The organism is Nonomuraea sp. NPDC049400, assembly GCF_044466425.1.
GTDB lineage: Bacteria > Actinomycetota > Actinomycetes > Streptosporangiales > Streptosporangiaceae > Nonomuraea.
Map to the genome: position 1 here is coordinate 49,710 of NZ_JBITMP010000022.1, position 20,782 is coordinate 70,491.

Sequence of the window (20,782 nt, forward strand, 5' to 3'; positions counted from 1 at the left end):
CCCTCACAAAGGAGTGAGACCGAAATGCCCCTCGACGAGGCCAAGGATGAGCTGCTCCAGCGAGCCGCGGAGAGTTGCGCGGTCAGCAGCGAACATGTGAGTCCCGAGGAGGCACTGTCCTTCCTCCGGGTCTACTACCGGCATGTCGCGCCCGAGGACCTGCTCGACCGCAACCCCGTTGACGTTTACGGCCCTGCGATGTCGCAGCGGCAACTGGCCGAGGTCCGCCCCCAGGGCAGGGCGGTCGTCCGTGCCTACACCCCCACGCTGGAGGAGAACGGCTGGGACCCGGGGCACTCCGTCGTCGAGGTGGTCACCGACGACATGCCGTTCCTGGTGGACTCGGTGACGATCGAGCTCGACCGGCACGACCTGGGCATCCATCTGGTCGTCCACCCGCAGATGCGGGTGCGCCGCGACATGACGGGCCGCATGCTCGGCCGCGGCCAGGAGGACGTGACCGGCCAGATACTGGTCGAGTCGTGGATGCACATCGAGATCGACCGGCAGTCCGACCCCGAGGCGCTCAGGCGGATCGAGGCCGACCTGCAGCGGGTGCTCAACGACGTGCGCCACGCGGTCGAGGACTTCAGGAAGATGCGGGCGCTGGCCGTGCAGACCGCGGAAGACCTGAGCATGAGCCCGCCGCCGCTGGAGCCCGCGGAGGTCGAGGACAGCCTCGACCTGCTGCGCTGGCTCGCCGACGGGCACTTCACCTTCCTGGGCTACCGCGAGTACCGGCTGGAGCACACCGACGAGGGCGAGACGCTGCGGGCGCTGCCGGGGGCGGCGCTGGGCATCCTGCGCGACGACAAGGTGGGCTCCGAGAGCTTCTCCGCGCTGCCCGCCGAGGTGCGCGCCAAGGCGCGGGAGAAGCAGCTCCTGATCATCACCAAGGCCAACTCCAGGGCCACCGTCCACCGGGCGACCTATCTCGACTACATCGGGGTCAAGCTGTTCTCGCCCGAGGGCGAGGTGATCGGGGAGCGGCGCTTCCTCGGCCTGTTCACGCACGTGGCCTACAACGAGTCCATCTCCAGGATCCCCGTGCTCCGGCGGAAGCTGGCCGACGTGCTGGAGCGGGCCGGGCTGGCGCCCGACAGCCACGACGGCAAGGACCTGATCGAGATCCTCGAGACGTTCCCCCGCGACGAGCTGTTCCAGACCTCGATCGACCAGCTGCTGCCGATCGCGCTCGGCGTGCTGCGGCTGCGTGAGCGCAAGCAGGTCAAGCTGTTCCTGCGGCGCGACGACTACGGCCGCTACATCTCCTGCCTGATCTACCTGCCGCGCGACCGCTACACCACCAAGGTGCGGCTGAAGATGCAGGAGGTGCTGCTGCAGGCCCTGGGCGGCAAGTCGCTCGACTACAGCGCGATGATCGGCGAGTCGGTGCTGGCCCGGCTGCACGTGGTCGTGCGGGGCGAGCGCGGCAGGCAGCTCCCGCCGCCGAGCGTGGACGTGGAGGAGCTGGAGGCGCGCCTGGCGGCCCTCACCCGCTCCTGGGAGGACGACCTGGCCGCCGCGCTGGGCGAGATGACCTCGGAGGAGGAGGCGCCCGCGCTCATCCGGCGGTACGCGTCCGCGTTCCCCGAAGGGTACAAAGCGGACTTCCCGCCCAAGGTGGCCGTCGTGGACCTGCGCCGCCTGGAGGAGATCGTCGCCGCGGGCGACGGCGAGGAAGTGGGCATCAACCTCTACGAGCCGTACGACGCGAGCGAGGGGGAGCGGCGGCTCAAGATCTACAAGGTCGGCTCGCCCATCTCGTTGTCCCAGGCGCTGCCGCTGATCCAGCGGCTCGGCGTGGAGGTCGTGGACGAGCGGCCGTACGAGATCGACCGCGACAACGATCCGGGCACCAAGAACGCCTGGATCTACGACTTCGGCCTGCGCTACACGCCGTCCGACGAGGTCGACAAGAACGACTTCAAGCGGCTCTTCCAGGACGGGCTCACCGCCCTGTGGAAGGGGCGGGTGCAGGCCGACGACCTCAACTCGCTCATCCTGAGTGCCGGGCTGACCTGGGAGCAGGTCGAGATCCTGCGGGTCTACGCCAAATACCTGCGGCAGGCCGGGAGCACGTTCTCGCAGCCCTACATGGAGCGGGTGCTGGCCGGTAACGTGCGGCTGGCGCGGCTGCTCGTACGCCTCTTCGAGGCCAGGCTCGATCCGCGGCGGCCCGAGGACGTGCGGATCGATCTCGCCGAAGCGCTCCACGAGGAGATCCTGGGAGCACTCGACGAGGTGGCCTCGCTGGACGAGGACCGGATCCTGCGGGCGTACCTCGAGATGATTTTGGCGACCCTGCGCACCAACTACTTCCAGACCGTGGACGGCAAGCGCAAGCCGTACATCTCCTTGAAGGTCGATCCGCAGGCGATCAGCGTGCTGCCGCTGCCCCGGCCCAAGTACGAGATCTTCGTGTACTCGCCGCGGGTCGAGGGCGTGCACCTGCGCTTCGGGAAGGTGGCGCGGGGCGGCCTGCGGTGGTCCGACCGGATGGAGGACTTCCGCACGGAGATTCTCGGCCTGGTAAAGGCGCAGATGGTGAAAAATACCGTCATTGTGCCCACTGGGTCTAAAGGCGGATTTGTCGTAAAGCAGCCGCCTGTGTCCGGATCGCGGGAGGACATGCTCGCCGAGGGCGTGGCCTGCTACCGGACGTTCATCTCGGGGCTCCTGGACGTGACCGACAACCTCGAGGACGGCAAGGTCGTGCCGCCGCCCGACGTGGTCAGGCACGACGGCGACGACACCTACCTCGTGGTCGCCGCCGACAAGGGCACCGCCACCTTCTCCGACATCGCCAACGGCGTGGCCAAGGAGTACGGCTTCTGGCTGGGTGACGCGTTCGCCTCCGGCGGCTCGATCGGCTACGACCACAAGGCCATGGGCATCACCGCCCGCGGCGCGTGGGAGTCGGTCAAGTACCACTTCAGGACCATGGGCGTGGACGTGCAGGCCACCGACTTCACGGTGGCCGGCATCGGCGACATGTCCGGCGACGTGTTCGGCAACGGCATGCTGCTGTCCAGGCACATCCGGCTGGTGGCCGCGTTCGACCACCGGCACATCTTCATCGACCCCTCGCCCGACGCGGCTCGCTCGTTCGAGGAGCGCCGGCGGCTCTTCGAGATGCCGCGCAGCTCCTGGGAGGACTACGACGCCAAGCTGATCTCGGCCGGCGGCGGCGTCTTCCCGCGCACGGCCAAGTCCATCCACCTCACGCCGCAGATGCACGAGGCGCTCGGCATCCCGGCAGGCGTCAAGTCCATGGCGCCGAACGACCTGATCAGCGCCATCCTGCGGGCCCCGGTCGACCTGCTGTGGAACGGCGGCATCGGCACGTACGTCAAGGCCGCCTCCGAGTCCCACGCGGACGTGGGCGACAAGGCCAACGACGGGCTGCGGGTCAACGCGGGAGACCTGCGCTGCAAGGTCATCGGCGAGGGCGGCAACCTGGGGCTAACGCAGCTCGCCCGGATCGAGTTCGCCCTGAACGGCGGGCTGGCCAACACCGACTTCATCGACAACTCGGCCGGCGTGGACACCTCCGACCACGAGGTGAACATCAAGATCCTGCTCGACCAGGTCGTACGCGACGGCGAGTTGACCGACAAGCAGCGCAACCAGGTCTTCACCTCGATGACCGACGAGGTCGCCGACCTGGTGCTGCGTGACAACTACGCACAGAACGTGGTCCTCGCCGCGGCCCGTGCCCAGGCCGTGGAGATGCTCCACATCCACTCCCGCTACCTGCGGCGGCTGGAACGGGACGGGCTGGTCAACCGGGAGCTGGAGTTCCTGCCCTCAGACAAGGTGCTGGCCGAGCGCCGCCAGGCCAGGCTGGGCCTGACCGCGCCGGAGTTCTCCGTGCTGCTGGCCTACACCAAGCTGGTGGCCGACGCCGAGCTGCTGGGCTCCGACCTGCCCGACGACCCGTACCTCGCCTCGTGGCTGGTGTCGTACTTCCCCTCGGCGCTGCGCGAGCGCTTCAGGGGATACATGGACAACCACCCGCTGCGGCGGGAGATCATCACCACCCGCGTGGTGAACGAGCTGGTCAACTCCATGGGCACCACGTTCATGTACCGCTTCGGCGAGGAGACCGGGGCCTCGACGCCGGACATCGTGCGTGCCTACCTCGTGGCGCGCGAGGTGTTCGACCTGGCCAGCTTCTACCGGGCCGTGGAGTCCCAGGACAACAAGATCGGCACAGAAGTACAGATCGCCATGCTGCTGGAGGCCCGCAAGCTCGCCGAGCGCGGCACCCGCTGGCTCCTGGTCAACCGCCGCCCGCCGCTGGACCTGTCCGGGGCCGTCAACTTCTTCGTGAAGGGCGTCAACGGCCTGCTGTCCCACATCCCCAAGCTGCTGACGGGGCCCGACCTGGCGGCCTACGAGGAGCGCCGTGACTCGTTCGTGGCCAGAGGCGTGCCGCAGGAGTTGGCCGAGCGGGTGGCCGCGATGGTGCCGGCGTACTCGATGCTGGACCTGATCGAGGTCGCGTCGGTGACGGGCCGCCCGGTCAACGAGGTGGCGGAGGTCTACTTCGACCTGGCGGACCGGCTCCAGCTGGCGCGTCTCAGGGAGCGCATCATCGCGCTGCCCCGGGACAACCGGTGGAACTCGATGGCCCGCTCCGCCCTGCGCGACGACCTCTACGCCGCGCACGCCTCGCTGACCCGCGACGTGCTGGCCCACAGCACGCCGGGGCTGTCGCCGGAGGAGCGCCTGGCCAGGTGGTCGGAGGCCAACTCGGCGGCCGTCTCCCGGGCCCGCCAGACGCTGTCGGAGATCTGGGAGAGCGACCACTTCGACCTCGCCACCCTGTCGGTCGCCCTCCGTGCCATCCGCACGCTGGTGGCGGCCAGCAACCTGCCGCACACGGATTCCTAAGGGGCCACGCTGCTGCGGCGGCCAGACCGGCGGTAGGTCAACCGCCGCAGCAGCACCTCCAACGGGCCGCGGTGACCGACGCGGCGCATCCAGTCCGCGAGCAGGACCGAGACCGCCCAGATCGCGACCGCGATCCCGAGCGCGGCGGCGAAGCCCAGGTCGTCGCCCAGGTCCAGGGTGAACGGATAGAACAGCAGGAGGAAGACCACCGACTGGAACAGGTAGAACGTCAGCGACCGCTGGCCGAGCGCGGCCAGGGCGGTGGTGAACGGCCCGTGTCCGGCGCTGGTGGTGCGACGTGCGCGTTCGGCTCGCGTCGCGACCAGGCCGATGAGGGCCGCCAGGCCGATCCCGCCGGCGTAGCCGGTGAGGGTGTGCGCGAGGACGACAGCCGAGGGCACGGCGGGCATCCACGCGCCGGCCATCAGCAGGGCCCCAGGGAGCCTGCCGACGAGCGCGACGCCGAGGCAGATCACGGCGACGCGGCGCAGCAGGGTCCGGTGGCGCTCGGGCTCGTCCAGGATCCGGCGGCGGGCGGCCCAGATGCCCAGCAGCATGCCCGGCACGATGTCGATCGTGCCCAGCACCGTCTTGAGTGGCCACGTCTGGAGGCCGGACAGCAGGTGGGAGCCGAGGTCGGACGGCATCATCCCGGCCCCCGCGATGTCCACGGCGCCGGCGAACGCCAGCATGATCGGCGCTGAGACCACGAGCGCCGCCGGGACGAGGGTCAGGGCGGCCGTCCAGCACAACACCGAGTCGCGGGCCCGCACCAGCGGGGCGAGCACCAGCAGCGTCAGCCCGTACACCGCGACGATGTCCAGCGGCACGAGCACCCCGTGCACGAAGCCGATGACGATCAGCCACAGGCTCCTGCGCCGCAACAGCTTCCTGAGCGAGACCCAGTCGCCGCCCCGCGTATGGTGCCGGTACGCGAGCTGGCCCAGCGCGTAGCCGAACAGGAACACGAACATCGGCCTGGCCTGGTTGTGGGCGAGCAGGTGATCGAGGAACGCGGCGACGCCGTCGAGGACGCCGGGAGAGCCGGAGACGAACACCGGCGCGTGTGCCAGCGCGATCGCCAGCAGCATGAAGCCGCGGGCCAGGTCGGGCGCCAGGGAGCGGCCGCGCAATGTCGTGACGGTCACGTCGTCACCCGACCCGCTGCAGGGCGCGCTCGCGGCGCGCGGCCACGGCCGACCCGGACTCACCGCGCGCCATCCCGCGCAGCACCATCGGCGCCACCAGCAGTCCGAGCACCGCCCAGGCGCCCAGCACGCCGGCGGTCTCCAGGTGCCGCCAGGACTCGCCGATCTCGACGCCGACCGCCGCGTCCGGCAGCAGGGCCGAGCGCATGCCGAGCCCCATCCAGTAGATCGGGAAGATCTGGGCGATCCACTGGAGCCATTCGGGCAGCGCCGTGACGGGGTAGAAGATGCCGGAGATCCCGATCAGCGCGAGGACGGGCAGTTGGATCAGCCCTTGGGCGCGGGCGCTGCCGAGCACCGAGCCCAGGACCGCGCCGATGGGCAGCGTGGCCACCAGGCCCAGGGCCAGCACCCAGGCCAGCGTCGGCCAGGAGCCCGGGCCGATCCGCAGGCCCTGGACGATGAGCATGCCGGGGATCAGGAAGATCGCCAGGTCGGCGAGCAGCCCGCCGGCGACGGAGACGACCTTGCCGATGAGGTAGGCGGGCATCCCGTGCGGGGTCGCCTTGGCCCGCAGCAGGGTGCCGTCCTCGCGGTCGGCGGTGAGCTGCTGGCTCATGCTGACCAGGCCCATGCCGGCGTTCATGCCGAGGATGCCCGGCAGGGCCAGGGTGCCCAGCAGCAGGCCGCTGGATCCGAACGACCTGTCCCGCAGGAAGAACATCGCGGCCAGCAGCAGCACGGGCCAGAGGAAGTGCGAGAGCAGCTCCGGGCCGTTGGTGAACGACTGCCGCAGCTCGATCAGCCCGCGGGACCAGCCCGCGCGCAGTGCCGTCGTGGCGGGGTTCATCGGGCCCCCTCCATGGCCGATTCGGCCTGGCGGACCAGGGCCAGGTACGTCTGCTCCAGCGAGGCCCGGTGGACCTCGAGCTCGCGGATCCGGTCGCCGTACCGGTCGAACAGGCCGCGGGCGAACCCCGTCGAGTCGGTGGTCTTGTGCGTGTGGCGCCGCCCGTCGCGCACCCAGCGCACCTCGTCCTCGCCGGCGATGCGCCGGGCCAGCTCGCCGGCGGTGCCGTCGGCGACGATCCGCCCGCCGTTCAGGATGAGGATGCGGTCGGCCAGCTTCTCCGCCTCGTCCAGGTCGTGGGTGGTGAGCAGGACGCTGATCTCCCGGGTGTCGACCAGGCCGCGGACGAGGTCGTGGAACTCGTGCCGGGCCTGCGGGTCGAACGCCGCGGTCGGCTCGTCGAGGAACAGCAGCTCGGGGCGGCCCACGAGGCCGATCGCCACGTCCAGCCTGCGCCGCTGCCCGCCGGACAACGTCTTGATCTTCTTGTTCGCGTGCCCGGTCAGGCCGACCGCCCCGATCAGCTCGTCGGCGTCCCACGGCCGCCGGATCCGGTCGGTGGCATAGCCCGCGTAGTAGGTGCCGAGGTGGGTCAGCAGCTCGCGCACCCGCCATTTGCCGTGGTCGCGCCACGACTGCAGCACGACGCCCAGCCGGGCCCGCCATCGCTCGTCGCCGTGCGCGGGATCGGCGCCGAGCACCTCGACCCGGCCCCGCGACCGCATCCTGAAGCCCTCCAGGATCTCGATCGTGGTGGTCTTGCCGGCCCCGTTCGGCCCTAACAGGGCCAGCACCTCGCCGTGGCGAGCTTGGAACGTTACATCGTGCAGGACGTCGGCCGAGCCGTAGCGCATGCGCAGCCCGTCGACGTCGAGCACGATGGTCTCGCTCGTCGTCATTGCGTTCTCCTCCTCGTCGTGAGGGCATGGCGCATCGCGGCCCGAGACGTGCCGTCAAGGGCCGGAAGCGTGAAAGGGAAAGTGAGAGAGCGGGCTACCAGCGCTCGGTCGCCAGCGTCCGCTGGGCGCGCGCCATCAGGTCGCCCCGGTCGACACCCGCCAGGGCGAGCGCGCGCGGCACGGTGCCGATGCCGGTGTTCAGGACCCCGATCAGCAGGTGCGCGGGGCGCAGGTCCTTCTTGCCCGTTGCGGCGGTGAAGCCGCGCTCGAGCGCGAGCCGGGCCGAGGCTCCGACACCGGGACGGCGCTCGGGGTCACGGCTGGGCTTCGGGAGGTCGTAGGCGGCCAGGGACACCCCGGCCACGCTCAGGCTGTGCTCGAACTCCCGGTCCAGTGCGCTCCTGATGGCCTGGCGGTCAAGGCCCGCGGAGCTCAGCACCGTATGAGCGGCCGTCCCCTCATGGGAGGCCAATGCCAGCAGCAGGTGATGTGCCTCGGTGTCCGCGGAGCCGTCCTCCCACGCCTCGGCAGCCCCCTGCTTCATGATCGCGTTGATGTAGTGGTCGATTGCGCTCATTGTCGTCTCCTCAGCGTGACGCCGGCCGCGATCAGCCGCTTGGAGTGCTTCTTGTGGACCGCCTGGCGCGTGACGCCGAGCGCCTCGGCGACCGCGGGCCAGCTCCAGCCCGCGCGCATGGCCTGCTCGACGGCGGCGTCCTCGATCTGGTCGGCCAGGCGCCGCAACGCCGCCGCGGCCGCCAGGGCGTCGGCGGGATCCTTGGCGACGGGAATCTCATCAGCCGGCATGTAAGCAACCGTAGTTGACTAAATGAGAGTTAGTCAACCCGAGTTGCTTAACGCGCGGACAAGTGAGCCCGAGGTTCCGCCGGGCGAGAGGCGGTGGCGGGTGTTACTGGCCGGAGGCGCGAGTGAGCGCGCCGTCGTGGGCGATGACGGCGGCGGGGGCAGGGGCCTTCAGCGAAGGGACGACGGTGGCGTACTGGTGCGTCTCGATCAGCTTGAGCGTGCGGCGCAGCACCGGCGTGGTGATCGCCCACTGCGCTGACTCCGGCACCGGGATGTAGTCGTCCTCGGCCGTCTTCGTCGTCGTCGACGTCGTGCGGGACAGCGAGTATTGGATCAACGCCCCGCCGTCCTCGGTGCGCAGCGCGTAGACCGGATAGTTGTCGGCGCTGAAGATCGAGTCATAACTGAACCCGTCGTTCTTCGCCTTCTCGCGGAGGCTGGCGATCTGCTCGGCCACGTCCGTCGTGTACGGCCCCGCCGCCACGAGCCCCGCCGTGACCCCCGCGGACCCCGTCTCGGCCACGCTGGCGTGCACGGGCCCCATGAACTGCGGGCTGATCGTGACCGACTTGTCGTCGGGCGCCAGCGCGGTCGCGTAGCCGTCGGCGTCCCGCTGGATCTCCGGCATCTCCTGCCCCGGCAGGAGCTCGGCCGCGGAGCTGAGCCGCCACCGGTCGGTCTTGGCGAACGTCAGCAGCGTCGGGCTGCCGTCGCGCGTCGCCAGCGCGCTGAACCAGAGCGGCGCGGTCTCGCCCGGCGGCAACCTCGGCACGAACAGCGTCGGCGTCCCCCACTTGTAGTGGGGCGGCGCGTAGGCGGAGGACAGGTATGCGGCCACGGTGAGCGGCGTCTGGCCGCCCGTCGTGAGGTCCACGGCCATCGCCAGCCGCCCCTGGAGGTCGCTCTTCACCCGCAGCGCGTCGTCGGTGACCGTGATCTCGGAGAACACCCGGGCGGCCTCGGCCTGCGTGACCGCCGGTGCGGTGGCGGAGGCCGAAGGGGACGCGGAGGGGGTGGCGGCCGCCTTGGACGGCTGTGGCGAGGCATTGCTGGTGCAGGCGGTCGCCGCGGCCAGGACGCCGACGGCGAGCGCCAGCGCCTTCCGCCGCCCGTATGCACGCACCTCGCCATGTTATTCGGGCGCGCGGGAAGCCGGAGCCTTCCACACCCCCTTTCGTGGCGTGAAAAGGTATGGGATGTCCTCGGTGGGGATGGGGGGCGTTGCTCTCCGGGGGAAGTAGGCTAGGGAGACGTGGCAGGCATCGATCCGGCAGAAGAGATCAACGAGCTCGCGGGCACGCTCCGCAGCATCCAGGACGTGCTCGACCTCGACGCGATGCGCAAGCAGATCGAGGAGCTGGAGCAGCAGGTTGCCGCCCCCGACCTGTGGGACGACCCCGACCAGGCGCAGAAGGTCACGAGCAAGCTCTCCCACCTCCAGGGCGAGCTCAATCGTGTCGAGGGCGTCTCGCGCCGCCTCGACGACCTGACGGTCCTGTACGAGCTGGCGGCCGAGGAGGGCGACGACGACACGCGCAGCGAGGCCGACAAGGAGCTCGAGGCGCTCAAGTCCGACATCGGGGCCATGGAGGTGCGCACCCTGCTCTCGGGCGAATACGACTCCCGCGAGGCGCTCGTCACGATCAACTCGCAGGCGGGCGGGGTCGACGCCGCCGACTGGGCCGAGATGCTGCTGCGCATGTATCTGCGGTGGGCCGAGCGCAAGGGCTACGCCACCGAGGTCTACGACACCTCCTACGCGGAGGAGGCCGGCATCAAGTCGGCCACGTTCACCATCAAGGCGCCCTACGCGTACGGCACGCTCCGCGGCGAGCACGGCACCCACCGGCTGGTCCGCATCAGCCCGTTCGACAACCAGGGCCGCAGGCAGACCTCGTTCGCCGGGGTCGACGTCGTGCCGGTCGTCGAGCAGACCGACCACATCGACATCAACGAGGACGAGATCCGCGTCGACGTCTACCGTTCGAGCGGTCCCGGCGGCCAGGGAGTCAACACGACCGACTCGGCGGTGCGCATCACGCACATCCCGAGCGGCATCGTCGTCTCCTGCCAGAACGAGCGCTCCCAGCTGCAAAACCGCGCCACCGCCATGAACGTCCTGCAGGCCAAGCTGCTGGAGCGCAAGCGGCAGGAGGAGGCGGAGAAGATGTCGGAGCTGCGCGGCGCGACCACGACCTCCTGGGGCACGCAGATCCGCAACTACGTGCTGCACCCATACCAGATCGTGAAGGACCTGCGTACGGGCACGGAGGCGGGCAACCCCTCGGCGGTGCTCGACGGCGACCTCGACGGGTTCATCGAGTCGGAGATCCGCTGGATGCGCCGCCAGGAGTCGGAGAGCGCCCAGGCGTCCTAGAGCCCGCTCAGGTGCTTGACCGCCAGGGTCACGAAGAGCAGGACGACCAGGAGTAGAGCGATGAGGGCGGGTGACAGCCCGGCGAAGCCGTGCTGGTGCATCCGCTCTCTGCTGGCGCGGCACATGGGGCAGCGTCCCTCGATCACAGGGTGGGCGCACTGCGCGCATACGAGATGTTCACAACTCATGACAGCCCCAAGTCTAGCCGCACAATCGTTTTGTTTCCGTTATGGACTTTCCAGCCCAGTCTTCCCCCTAGACTGTCGTCTGGCCAATCGAAACGTCGATCATCAGTAAAGACGACGTAACCCCGAGTGGCCGGTGGCGGGAAGTGGGCATGTGCCACCCTCGCTTCCGTCCTGACCCCTAGACTGGCATGCCGTGATGCTCTCGTGATCCATTTCGATAATGTCACCAAGGTCTACGCGAACCAGAACCGGCCCGCCCTCGACCACGTATCCGTAGACGTGGACAAGGGTGAGTTCGTGTTCCTCGTCGGTCCTTCGGGATCAGGCAAGTCCACGTTCCTGCGTCTGATCCTGAAGGAGGAGCGACCCAACTCCGGCGCCATCCATGTCGCCGGCAAGGACCTGGGCCGTCTCTCCAACTTCAAGGTGCCGCACCTGCGCCGCCGCATCGGCTGCGTGTTCCAGGACTTCAGGCTGCTCCCGAACAAGAACGTCTACGAGAACGTGGCGTTCGCGCTCGAGGTCATCGGAAAGCCCCGGCGGTTCATCCGCAAGGTGGTGCCCGAGGTCATCGAGCTGGTCGGCCTTGAAGGCAAGGCCCACCGCATGCCCGACGAGCTGTCCGGCGGCGAGCAGCAGCGCGTCGCCATGGCCCGCGCCTTCGTCAACCGGCCCATGATCCTGCTGGCCGACGAGCCCACGGGCAACATCGACCCCGCGACGAGCATCGGCATCATGAAGGTGCTCGACCGCATCAACAGGACTGGCACCACGGTCGTCATGGCCACGCACGACGCGGCCATCGTCGACTCCATGCGCAAACGCGTGGTGGAGCTGGAGGACGGCAAGATCGTCCGTGACCAGTCGCGTGGCGTTTACGGCCAGGCGTACTGACAGGGAGCTGCAGACAGAATCATGCGGGCGAATTTCATCTTCTCCGAGGTCTGGATCGGCCTCCGTCGCAACCTGACCATGACGGTCGCGGTGGTCCTCACCGTGGCGGTCGGCATGGCGATGCTGGGCGTCGGCTTGATGATCAACGCCCAGGTCGGCTTGATGAAGGGCTACTGGGACGACAAGGTCGAGGTCTCGGTCTTCCTGTGCAGCAAGGGCTCGGCCATCCCGGCCTGTAACGGCAAAGAGATCACCAAGGCCCAGACGACGGCCCTTGAGCAGACCATCAAGAGCACCCCCGGTGTCAAGGAGGTGATCTACGAAGACCAGTCGATGGCGTACCAGAACTTCCAGAAGATGTACGAGACCAACAAGGCCCTCCAGACTGCCGCGAGGATGGAGGACATGCCGACGTCCTTCCGCGTCAAGGTGACAAACCCGGACAACTACCAATCCGTTGTCCAGGCGCTGCAGGGCAAGCCGGGCGTGTCGCAGGTGATGGACCACGCGCAGCTGATCGGGCCCTTCTTCGAGCTGCTCGACAAGCTCTCCTTCTACGCGCTCGCCGTGGCGATCATCCTGGTGCTGGCGGCGGCGCTGCTGATCGGCAACACGGTACGGCTCTCCGCGTTCAACCGGCGTAGAGAGACGGGCATCATGCGGCTGGTCGGCGCGTCCAACCTCTACATCCAGCTCCCGTTCGTCATGGAAGGCGTCATCGCCGGTCTCATCGGTGGCGTGTTCGCGGCGATCATCCTGATCGTGACCAAGGTCTTCCTCTTCGAGGAGCTGGGGCGCTACCTCGGCAACGCGACCGCGCAGCTCGGCTGGAACGACGTGGCCGAGACCATCACCATCACCATGATCATCGGTGTGGTCATCTGTGTGCTGGCCTCGTTCGTGACGCTCCGCCGCTACCTCAGGGTGTAGGTGGAAACACCGGTAAAGTCGAAGCATGCCACGTGAGACCGGGCGTAAGGTCATCGCCCAAAACAAGCGTGCCAGGCACGACTACCACCTCGAGGACACGGTCGAGGCGGGTCTCGTGCTCCAGGGCACCGAGGTGAAGTCGCTGCGCGAGGGCCGCGCCTCGCTCGTCGACGGCTACGCCAGCATCGACGGCGGCGAAGCGTGGCTGCTCAACGTCCACATCCCCGAATACTCCCAGGGGACGTGGACCAACCACGCCGCCCGGCGCAAGCGCAAGCTGCTGCTCCACCGCAAAGAGATCGACAAGCTCGCCGCCAAGACGAAGGAGGGCGGCCTCACGATCGTGCCGCTGACGCTCTACTTCAAGGACGGCAGGGCCAAGGTCGAGATCGCCCTCGCCCGAGGCAAGAAAGACTGGGACAAGCGGCAGTCGCTGGCGGAGCAGCAGGCGAAGCGGGAAATGGCCCGCGCGCTGCGGCACCGCAACCGATGAGAGCGGCGGCACCTCACCCGATGAGACGCGCTCGCCGCATCCTTGCCGCGGCCGCCACCCTGGCGGTCGCGAGCACCACCCTGACCGGCTGCTTCGAGGAGCCCTCGCCACACGACGCGGTGCGCGACTTCCTCGTGGGCTGGCAGTCGGGCGACTACGACCTGGCCGCAGGCCGCGCCGACGGCGACCGCGCCACGGTGCGCAAGGCGCTGTCCGACGCCAAGCTGGAGCTCGACGCGGCCTCGTTCCGCTTCAAGATCAAGAGCCTCAGCATGACGGACGACGAGGCCAAGGCCGACTTCCACGCCGAGGTCGACCTGGGGGAGAACAACCCGCTCTGGGAGTACGACGGGATGCTCCCGCTCCACCTCGTGGACGGCATGTGGAAGGTGCGCTGGTCACCCTCGGTGCTGCATCCGCAGCTCAAGGAGGGGCAGCGGTTCGCGGTCGACACCAACCCCAAGTCGCGCCAGGCGATAGTCGACCGCACGGGCCAGCCGCTTCAGGGCAACACCGTGTTCTACAGCGCGGGCGTCCACCCGGCCAGACTCGCCGGCAAGGCGGAAGAGGTCGCCGCGAAGCTGTCCGAATACACCGGCTACGCGCAGGACCGGCTGCTGAGCCGCATCAGATCGGCTCCGCCCGACAAGTTCGTGCCGCTGGTCACGTTCGGGCGCAACCGCTACCAGACCATGAAGTCCAAGCTCGACACCATCGAGGGCATCGAGGTTCAGGAGCAGGACCAGCCCGTCAACCCCGAGCCGCCCCGGCAGATCGTCGGCAGCGTCAGCGCCCTCACCCCCGAGACCGAGCTGCAGCTCGGCGGCCCCGAGCGGGCCGGTGACTCGATCGGCAGGACCGGCCTGCAGCAGGCCTACCAGGACTACCTGACCGGCTCCACCCAGACCAGGGTGATCATCCTCGATCTCAAGACCGGCAAGGAGGTCGCCCTGCTCAAGGAGTGGCCGGGCCAGCAGAACGTCCAGGTGAAGACGACGATCGACCGGCAGGTCCAGGCGGCCGCCGAGCGGGCGGTGGCCGACACCGAGACGAGCGCGATCGTGGCGGTGCAGCGTGACACCGGCCAGATCCTCGCGGTCGGGGCCAAGGGCGACATGAACCAGGAGAAGCACGCGCTGGCCGGCAAGTTCCCGGCGGGCACGGCGTTCTCGATCGTGGCCGCGGACGCGCTGATCAAGCACAACGTCAGCCCCAAGCAGCGGCTGGCGTGCCCGGAGGAGCGCACGGTCGGCGGCGCCAAGTTCGTGCAGGCGGGGCAGCCCGCCGGGGTGACGACGTCGGCCACCTTCCAGGACAACTTCGCCAAGGGCTGCGTCACCGCGCTGGCCTCGCTGGCCCGCCGCGTCACGGGCGCGGACCTGGCGGCGAGCGCCAAGGCGTTCGGCGTGGGGCAGCCGTGGCGGCTGCCGCTCAAGTCGTTCAGCGGCTCGCTGCCCGCACTGCCCGGCGACGCCGACAAGGCCAGGGCCATCGCGGGCGAGAACGTCGAGGTCAGCCCGCTCGGCATGGCGCTGGTTGCCGCGGCGGTCGCCTCCGGCACCTGGCACCCGCCGGTCCTGGTCACCGATCCCAAGTCACCCGATCCCGCGGCGGAGGCCGTACAACCCAAGCAGCCCGCTCCCGTGCCCCTGGACCCCGAGGTCCGCACGGCGCTGACGGCGATGATGCGGGCCGGCGCGGCCGGCATGAGCACCCGGGGAGGCAAGGACAGGGTGTACGGCGTCAAGGCCACGGTGGGCAGCCAGTACACGTGGTTCGTGGGCTGGCGGGGCGACGTGGCCGTCGCGGTGCTGGCGAAGAACTACGACGCCGCGGCCGAGGCAGGCAGCTTCTTCTCCGCGCTTCGGAACTCACCGTGAAATTGTCGTCACCCTGAGCAACCATTCGCGGCCTCGGCTGCGTCTTACCTAATGACTGGGCCCGCTCGGGGGGTTGCGGATCCAGTCGCCGTGATGAGACAGGACTTCATCTCGGGGGAAGTCCTGCCGTCCGGACCGGCTCGACCCTGCCGGTCGGCCCCCGGGAGCGCGAGCTGCTGTGCCACGCTCCCGGGGGTTTCGCCATGGGGAATTAAGTTGGCGTTGAGGGTGTTGTCTCTTGTAGATTCATGTTGCTCACCCGGCGACGGGTGTGTTGACAACTGCACAGGGGGTGACTGGCTTCGACTTCGACTTTGCAAGCCAGGTGAAGCGGGCCGAGGACTGCGGACATAACCTCGTTAATCCTGTGACCGCAAACAACAAGTGCCAATTCCAAGCGCACTGTGGTAGCCCAGGACTCCCTGGGCCTCGCTGCCTAAGTAGCGAAACCACTGTCAGCCCGGGAGTGCCTTCGGCCCGGTGTCTGGCATCGCTAGAAGGCTCAACCGTTCGACCCGGCCACGGGGGAGATCGGGAAATCAAACAGTGGCTGAGCCCGTCGGCGACTCGCCTGCGTGATCGCCGGGGCCGAGAAAAGCACAGCAGGCTGCGCCCGGAGAAGCCCTGACTTGGGGTTGAAGGACGCGGGTTCGATTCCCGCCACCTCCACACGATCGAAAACGCCTCTGACCTGCCGATACGTGGCAGGTCAGAGGCGTTTTCCGTGTCTGCGGGGGCACCCTCGGTACACATTCGACACCTCTCTGCCACCAATGAGTGCTTTGTATGTGCTTAGGTGGTCCCCTGACAATTGTGGGTCGGAATGAGGTTGAAGGGTGTCAAGGTACGGCTGGCGTCACTCGGCGTTCGCGCCCGTGGTGGGCCTGGTGGTCTCCGCGCTGCTCATGGCGGCCGGATTGGTGGAATCCCTCCTGCAGGCCGTGGGCGCGAGCACGGCCCCGACGGCCGCGGAGCTCGTGGTCGCGCTTATCATCGCGGTGTTCTTAACGGCCGTTCTCCGCATCGCGAGGGCCGTGCCGGACATCCGGCGGGAGAGTGTGGCGACGGCGCGCGCCGTGGCGAATGTCCAGGCGGTGAACCCGGCCGAGGACACGCTGGTGGCGCGGCGGCTCAAGCTGTTCAAGGAGGCGGCCGAGGCCGGCAATGACTGCGAGGCGGTGCTGAGTGCCCGCTCCGCGCTCGACGACAGCGAAATGGCCAACAAGCATCACCTGGACCACGCGCTCATCTGGGCGCTCCCGGTCTTCGGGTTCATCGGCACCGCGCTGACCATGGGTGCGATGGTCAGCTCGTTCTCCGACGCCCTGGACAGCAAGGGCGACCCCGGCGTGCTGATCGCCGCGCTCAAGCAGCACGTGCTGCCCGAGCTGGCGTCCGCGTTCGGCGTCACCCTGATCGCGCTGTTCCTGAGCGTGCTCGCGTTCGGCGCGATGGCCTTCGTGGAGCGGGCGGAGCGGGCCGGCGTGGTGGCCGCCGACGAGGTGTTCCTGACTTATATCGCGCGCCTGCCCGCGAAGCAGGCGGCCCCGGCCATGAACGGGCTCACCCAGGAGCTTGCCCTGTCCAGAGGCAGGACGGAGGAACTCGTCAAGGGCATCGACGCGCTGCGCACCGCGGTGGAGCGGCTGAGCGCGGTCGAGAGCAGGCCGCAGAAGTACACCCTGGTGAGGGAGCCGTGAGGAAGCAGGCCGCCAGGTCGTTCGCGCCGCCGCTTGACTTGCGCTTCATCGACCTGTTCATGGCCATCGTCCTGGCGCTGTCCTTCGTCGCGATCATGTTGACCGTCGTGGCGCGGATGTTGCCGACGGAGGCGTCCACACCGCCCCCGCGCCAGGAGACGCGCCAGAGCGTGGCCCAGCTGAAGAGGCAGCTCGACGCGGCCGTGGAGGCGCAGCAGGCCGCCGAGGAGGCGCGGAAGAAGGTCGAGGCCGAGCTGCGCACCGCCCAGGCGAAGATCGCCGAGCAGACCGCCTTCGCCCTGCCCTGGTGGCTGATCGGGTTCTGTGCCCTGCTCGGCGTGCTCGCCGTGTTCATGGGCTGGCGCATCCGGCTGTGGAACAAGGGCAACCTGCCACGATTGCGCAGCTGGCTGCTGGTCACCGCGGTGGTGATGGTGGTCACCGTGGTGATCAGGTGGCTGAGTGACAGCGAGGGCTATCTGCTACTCGCCGCGATCCCCTGGTGGGCCGCCGACGCCCTCTGTCTCGGGCTCCTGCTGGTCGCGTACGTGCTGATCTCCGTGATCCGGGAGAGCCACGCCACGCTCGGCGTGATCAAGGCGCGGTCGGCGCACGGGTCGATCCCGGAGCGGCAGGTGGTGGGATAAATCCCGTCGCATCCGCGCGAAAGGCCCGGTAGGGTCCGGACCAGACTGGCCGCGGGACTCCGGTACGACTTCCGGAACCCGCTTGTACCGCGATGCTTCGCAGCTCGTGCCCCCATTCCCCGGCCAGTCCGCCGACCCCTGGAGAGCCCATGGAGACGTACGCGGACCTGATCGAGTGCGAGGACGTCCTGCTCTTCGCGAACGCGGCCGTCACCTCCACCGGCCAGCGCGAGTTCCACAGCACGGCCGGCGACCAGCGGCTCTCCCTCGACTTCCTGCACCGTTACATCCAGGGCAACTATCCCGACCTGTACGCCGCCACGCTGGCGCTCGACATCAACGACCACAACGCGGCCCTGATCATCGCCAACCTGCTGAGCGGGTCCGAGGGCGACGGCAGGCTCATCGCCCGGCGGCTCGGGAAGATGAGCCCGCCCAGGGCCTACCGGCTCTTCCAGCGGCTGCGCCACGACGGCGTCAACAACCGGCGCACCAGGGCCCTCATCCGCGACTGGCTCGACGGCCGCCCCGACCTGGCCTTCGACGCGGTGAAGTACCGCGCGCAGCTGAAGTCGGCGGTCCGGCACGCGCACCTGAAGCTCCCTGGCGAGCTGGGCGACTTCCTGTTCGCGCCGTTCAGCCGTGCCCGGTACGCCACGCCCCTCCTGGAGGCGTGGCGCCGCGCTCACTTCGACAAGAGCGCCCTGTACGACCTCCCGTACACCGTCGCCGAGGGGTTCGCGGCCCGCCACGGCATCAGCAGGGCGCTCTTCCTGGAACGCATCGCGCCCCGGCTGACCAGGCTGGAACGTCTCCGGCTGACGGAGTCCGCGCAGGCGAGCGGGCTGGACACCGAGGCGGATCTGGCCGCGATGCCGCTGGTCAGGCTGGCCTCGTACGTGCTCTCGCTCCGTGCCGACGTGCGGACGCGGCGCCGTGCCGAGCTGGTGGGCGCGCTGCGGGCGGCCGCGGCTCGCGCGGCCGGGGCGCGGGCGGGCACGTGGGGGAGTGTCGCGGCGGTGCTGGACGACAGCTTCTCGGCGTTCGGCTCGCCGGTGAAGCGGCGTCGCCCCCTGGCGGTCGCGCTGGCCTGCCACTACCTGCTTGAGGCCCTGGCCGGCGACTACCGCGGCCTGTGGTTGTCGCTCAGGACGGACGCGCTGCAGGCGCGGCCGTCCGGGCCCACGCCGCTGGGACAGCGCGTCATCGACGCGCTCGAACACCGGCCCGGCCTGCTCGTCATCGTCTCCGACGGCTGGGACAACGCGCCGCCCGGGCTGGCGGGCGAGGTGCTGCGGGTCTGGCGGCGCAAGCTCGACCCCGGCGGCGAGGTCGGCATCGTGCACGTGAACCCGGTTTACGACGCCGACCAGTTCGACGTGCGGCGGCTGTCGCCCATGGTGCCGACGGTCGGCATCCGCGACGCCGAGGACCTGCCCGCGCTGGTGGAGCTGGCCAGGTTCGCGGAAGGGCGGGCGGGGCTCGGGGAGCTGCGGGCGTACCTCGAGGACAGGGCGGCAGGGCGATGATCGATCTCACGGGGCTGGAGACGCGGCCCGCGCAGACCTGGGGCGCGCTGCGGCTGGTGCCGCTCGTGCGCCGCGAGCCCATCGAGGACCTGCGGCTGCACGCCAAGGTGTACGGCGACGAATTGTCCATGGTGTACCTGCCGGACAAGACCGTCTACACCGCGTACGTCCCGCACGCGTTCGTCGCGTCGTGGAGCGACGATGGGACCCCGGCGGCCGCGTACGGCACCCAGCTCGGACAGCCGCTGGAGCACATGTGCGTCAGGACCAGGCGCAGGATGGCCAGGCGCGTGGACAAGGGCAGGCTCAGGTTCCTGCCGCTGCACCTTGCCGTGGAGGGCTTCCTCGCGCTGCACTTCGGCGGCCCCGTGATCGCGTGGGAGGAGTGGTCGCGCCAGGCCCTCGCCCACGGTCTTTCGGCCCGCGCCGAGGACGCCTACACCGGGGCGGAGGTGCGCGGGCTGGAGGACGCGCTCAAGGTGTTCGAGATCTACCCGGGGCAGTGCGGGCTGCTGCTGTACGCCGGGGACGCGCTGGCCAGTGCCTTCGTGGTGCCCCATCCGGAGGACTACCGGGCGCTGCACCCGACGCTCGTCCGCGACATGTACGGGGAGCTGATCTACGACTACGCCCTGTTCTATCCCGTCAGGGACTTCCCCGCGGTGATCGACGAGAGCGCGGTCTCCTCGCTGGGCGACCTGCGGGCCGAGGCCGTGCGGGCCGAACGCGACTGGGCCGGCTTCCATGACTCGGTGATGGCCGCGGACCTCCTCCGCGCCCCCGCGCAGGTGGAGCAGGTCTACCGGCTGGGCCGCTTCACGTTGAGCCGGTTCCTGCCGGCGTTCGAGCGCAAGAGCGAGAACCACATCGGTGAGACGATCACCGACGCGGACGGGCGGCTGGCGTACCTGAAGACGTTCAGGCTGTCGGAGGCGCAGGTCAGGCGCGGTCATCTGCTGAGCACGCTGGCCGGGCACGGCTGGAGTCTGTCCGCCGCCGCGGCGACCCTGCGGATCAGCGCCGCGGCCCTGGGGCTCCGGCTCGAGCGGGCGGGGTTCGGGCACCTGCTGCGGCAGGACGTGCTCGACGGCTACCGCAAGGCGCTCAGTGAGCGCAGCCGGCGTACTCGTCGAGGCGGCGCAGCATCGCCACCAGCATGAGCGGGAACATCACCACATGCGCCACCACCATCAGCACCCCGCCGTCGATGACGCCCAGCCACAGCAGGGGGAAGAGCGGCACGACCGGGACGAACATCACGGCGCACATCTCCAGCGTCGAGGCCCAGCCGTGCCGGCGGATCCGCATCCACACGGCCATGCCGACCGACATGTTGACCGCCATGACGAGGTACGCCAGGTCGGGGTGCTGGTCATGGGAGACGCCGAGCCCGAGTACGGACTGGAGCATGCCGAGCGCGAACATGCCGGCGAACATGGCGATGATCATCTCGACGTAGTGGAGGGCGAACCGGCCCCAGCGGCGAGTGGTGTGCGTGCCTGTCGTTGTCATGCCTCGACTGTCTCCGGTGCCGCCATCAG

18 protein-coding genes and 1 other RNA gene are annotated in these 20,782 nt (G+C 69.3%); 11 read left to right on the top strand and 8 right to left on the bottom strand.

The window, feature by feature from the left end:
- Positions 1-24 precede the first annotated feature (24 nt).
- Positions 25-4,899, top strand: coding sequence for an NAD-glutamate dehydrogenase (locus ACIBVN_RS31225; protein ID WP_397142467.1), 4,875 nt, complete (start codon positions 25-27; stop codon positions 4,897-4,899).
- On the opposite strand, the gene ACIBVN_RS31230 is transcribed toward ACIBVN_RS31225, so the two are convergent.
- From ACIBVN_RS31230 to ACIBVN_RS31255, 6 genes are all read right to left on the bottom strand, one after another.
- Positions 4,896-6,047, bottom strand: a complete 1,152-nt coding sequence (locus ACIBVN_RS31230; RefSeq protein ID WP_397142469.1) for a DUF418 domain-containing protein — start codon at positions 6,045-6,047, stop codon at positions 4,896-4,898. The genes ACIBVN_RS31225 and ACIBVN_RS31230 overlap by 4 nt on opposite strands.
- Positions 6,048-6,051: 4 nt before the next feature.
- On the bottom strand, positions 6,052-6,897 hold the full coding sequence (locus ACIBVN_RS31235) for an ABC transporter permease (RefSeq protein ID WP_397142471.1): 846 nt from the start codon (positions 6,895-6,897) through the stop codon (positions 6,052-6,054).
- Complete coding sequence (locus ACIBVN_RS31240) at positions 6,894-7,796, bottom strand: ABC transporter ATP-binding protein (RefSeq protein ID WP_397142473.1); 903 nt, start codon at positions 7,794-7,796, stop codon at positions 6,894-6,896. The genes ACIBVN_RS31235 and ACIBVN_RS31240 overlap by 4 nt, the downstream gene beginning before the upstream one ends.
- Before the next feature lie 94 nt (positions 7,797-7,890).
- Complete coding sequence (locus ACIBVN_RS31245; RefSeq protein WP_397142475.1) at positions 7,891-8,373, bottom strand: Clp protease N-terminal domain-containing protein; 483 nt, start codon at positions 8,371-8,373, stop codon at positions 7,891-7,893.
- Positions 8,370-8,603, bottom strand: a complete 234-nt coding sequence (locus tag ACIBVN_RS31250) for a hypothetical protein (protein WP_349447116.1) — start codon at positions 8,601-8,603, stop codon at positions 8,370-8,372. Before ACIBVN_RS31250 ends, ACIBVN_RS31245 begins: the two co-directional genes overlap by 4 nt.
- Positions 8,604-8,706: 103 nt before the next feature.
- Positions 8,707-9,726 carry a hypothetical protein gene (locus tag ACIBVN_RS31255; protein WP_397142477.1) on the bottom strand — a complete coding sequence of 340 codons (1,020 nt, stop codon included), beginning with the start codon at positions 9,724-9,726 and terminating at the stop codon, positions 8,707-8,709.
- Between the two features lie 129 nt (positions 9,727-9,855).
- Here ACIBVN_RS31255 and prfB point away from each other — a divergent pair, with 129 nt between their 5' ends.
- A complete protein-coding gene (gene prfB / locus ACIBVN_RS31260; RefSeq protein ID WP_397142479.1) occupies positions 9,856-10,980 on the top strand; it encodes a peptide chain release factor 2 in 1,125 nt (374 codons plus the stop codon).
- Here prfB and ACIBVN_RS31265 read toward each other — a convergent pair.
- Positions 10,977-11,105 (bottom strand): hypothetical protein, encoded by a 129-nt coding sequence (locus ACIBVN_RS31265; RefSeq protein WP_397142481.1) that lies wholly within the window; start codon positions 11,103-11,105, stop codon positions 10,977-10,979. The genes prfB and ACIBVN_RS31265 overlap by 4 nt on opposite strands.
- Before the next feature lie 267 nt (positions 11,106-11,372).
- Here ACIBVN_RS31265 and ftsE point away from each other — a divergent pair, with 267 nt between their 5' ends.
- From ftsE to ACIBVN_RS31310, 9 genes are all read left to right on the top strand, one after another.
- Positions 11,373-12,062: a cell division ATP-binding protein FtsE gene (gene ftsE / locus ACIBVN_RS31270; protein WP_349447119.1), complete on the top strand. Its 690-nt coding sequence runs from the start codon at positions 11,373-11,375 to the stop codon at positions 12,060-12,062.
- 21 nt (positions 12,063-12,083) lie between these two features.
- Positions 12,084-12,992 carry a permease-like cell division protein FtsX gene (ftsX, locus tag ACIBVN_RS31275; RefSeq protein WP_397142484.1) on the top strand — a complete coding sequence of 303 codons (909 nt, stop codon included), beginning with the start codon at positions 12,084-12,086 and terminating at the stop codon, positions 12,990-12,992.
- Between the two features lie 25 nt (positions 12,993-13,017).
- Positions 13,018-13,485, top strand: coding sequence for an SsrA-binding protein SmpB (gene smpB / locus ACIBVN_RS31280; protein ID WP_349447121.1), 468 nt, complete (start codon positions 13,018-13,020; stop codon positions 13,483-13,485).
- A gap of 20 nt (positions 13,486-13,505) precedes the next feature.
- Complete coding sequence (locus tag ACIBVN_RS31285) at positions 13,506-15,365, top strand: penicillin-binding transpeptidase domain-containing protein (protein ID WP_397142486.1); 1,860 nt, start codon at positions 13,506-13,508, stop codon at positions 15,363-15,365.
- Between the two features lie 288 nt (positions 15,366-15,653).
- Positions 15,654-16,037, top strand: a transfer-messenger RNA (tmRNA) gene (gene ssrA, locus ACIBVN_RS31290).
- Between the two features lie 164 nt (positions 16,038-16,201).
- Positions 16,202-17,065, top strand: coding sequence for a hypothetical protein (locus ACIBVN_RS31295; protein WP_397142488.1), 864 nt, complete (start codon positions 16,202-16,204; stop codon positions 17,063-17,065).
- Entirely contained in the window at positions 17,062-17,712 is a 651-nt protein-coding gene (locus ACIBVN_RS31300; protein WP_397142490.1) for a hypothetical protein, read from the top strand. Before ACIBVN_RS31295 ends, ACIBVN_RS31300 begins: the two co-directional genes overlap by 4 nt.
- 149 nt (positions 17,713-17,861) lie before the next feature.
- Positions 17,862-19,241, top strand: a complete 1,380-nt coding sequence (locus ACIBVN_RS31305; protein WP_397142492.1) for a hypothetical protein — start codon at positions 17,862-17,864, stop codon at positions 19,239-19,241.
- Positions 19,238-20,401 (top strand): ARPP-2 domain-containing protein, encoded by a 1,164-nt coding sequence (locus ACIBVN_RS31310; RefSeq protein ID WP_397142494.1) that lies wholly within the window; start codon positions 19,238-19,240, stop codon positions 20,399-20,401. The genes ACIBVN_RS31305 and ACIBVN_RS31310 overlap by 4 nt, the downstream gene beginning before the upstream one ends.
- Here ACIBVN_RS31310 and ACIBVN_RS31315 read toward each other — a convergent pair.
- The gene (locus ACIBVN_RS31315; protein ID WP_397142496.1) at positions 20,346-20,753 is read right to left on the bottom strand and encodes a hypothetical protein; all 408 of its coding nucleotides are present in this window, start codon (positions 20,751-20,753) and stop codon (positions 20,346-20,348) included. The genes ACIBVN_RS31310 and ACIBVN_RS31315 overlap by 56 nt on opposite strands.
- Positions 20,754-20,782: the final 29 nt, after the last annotated feature.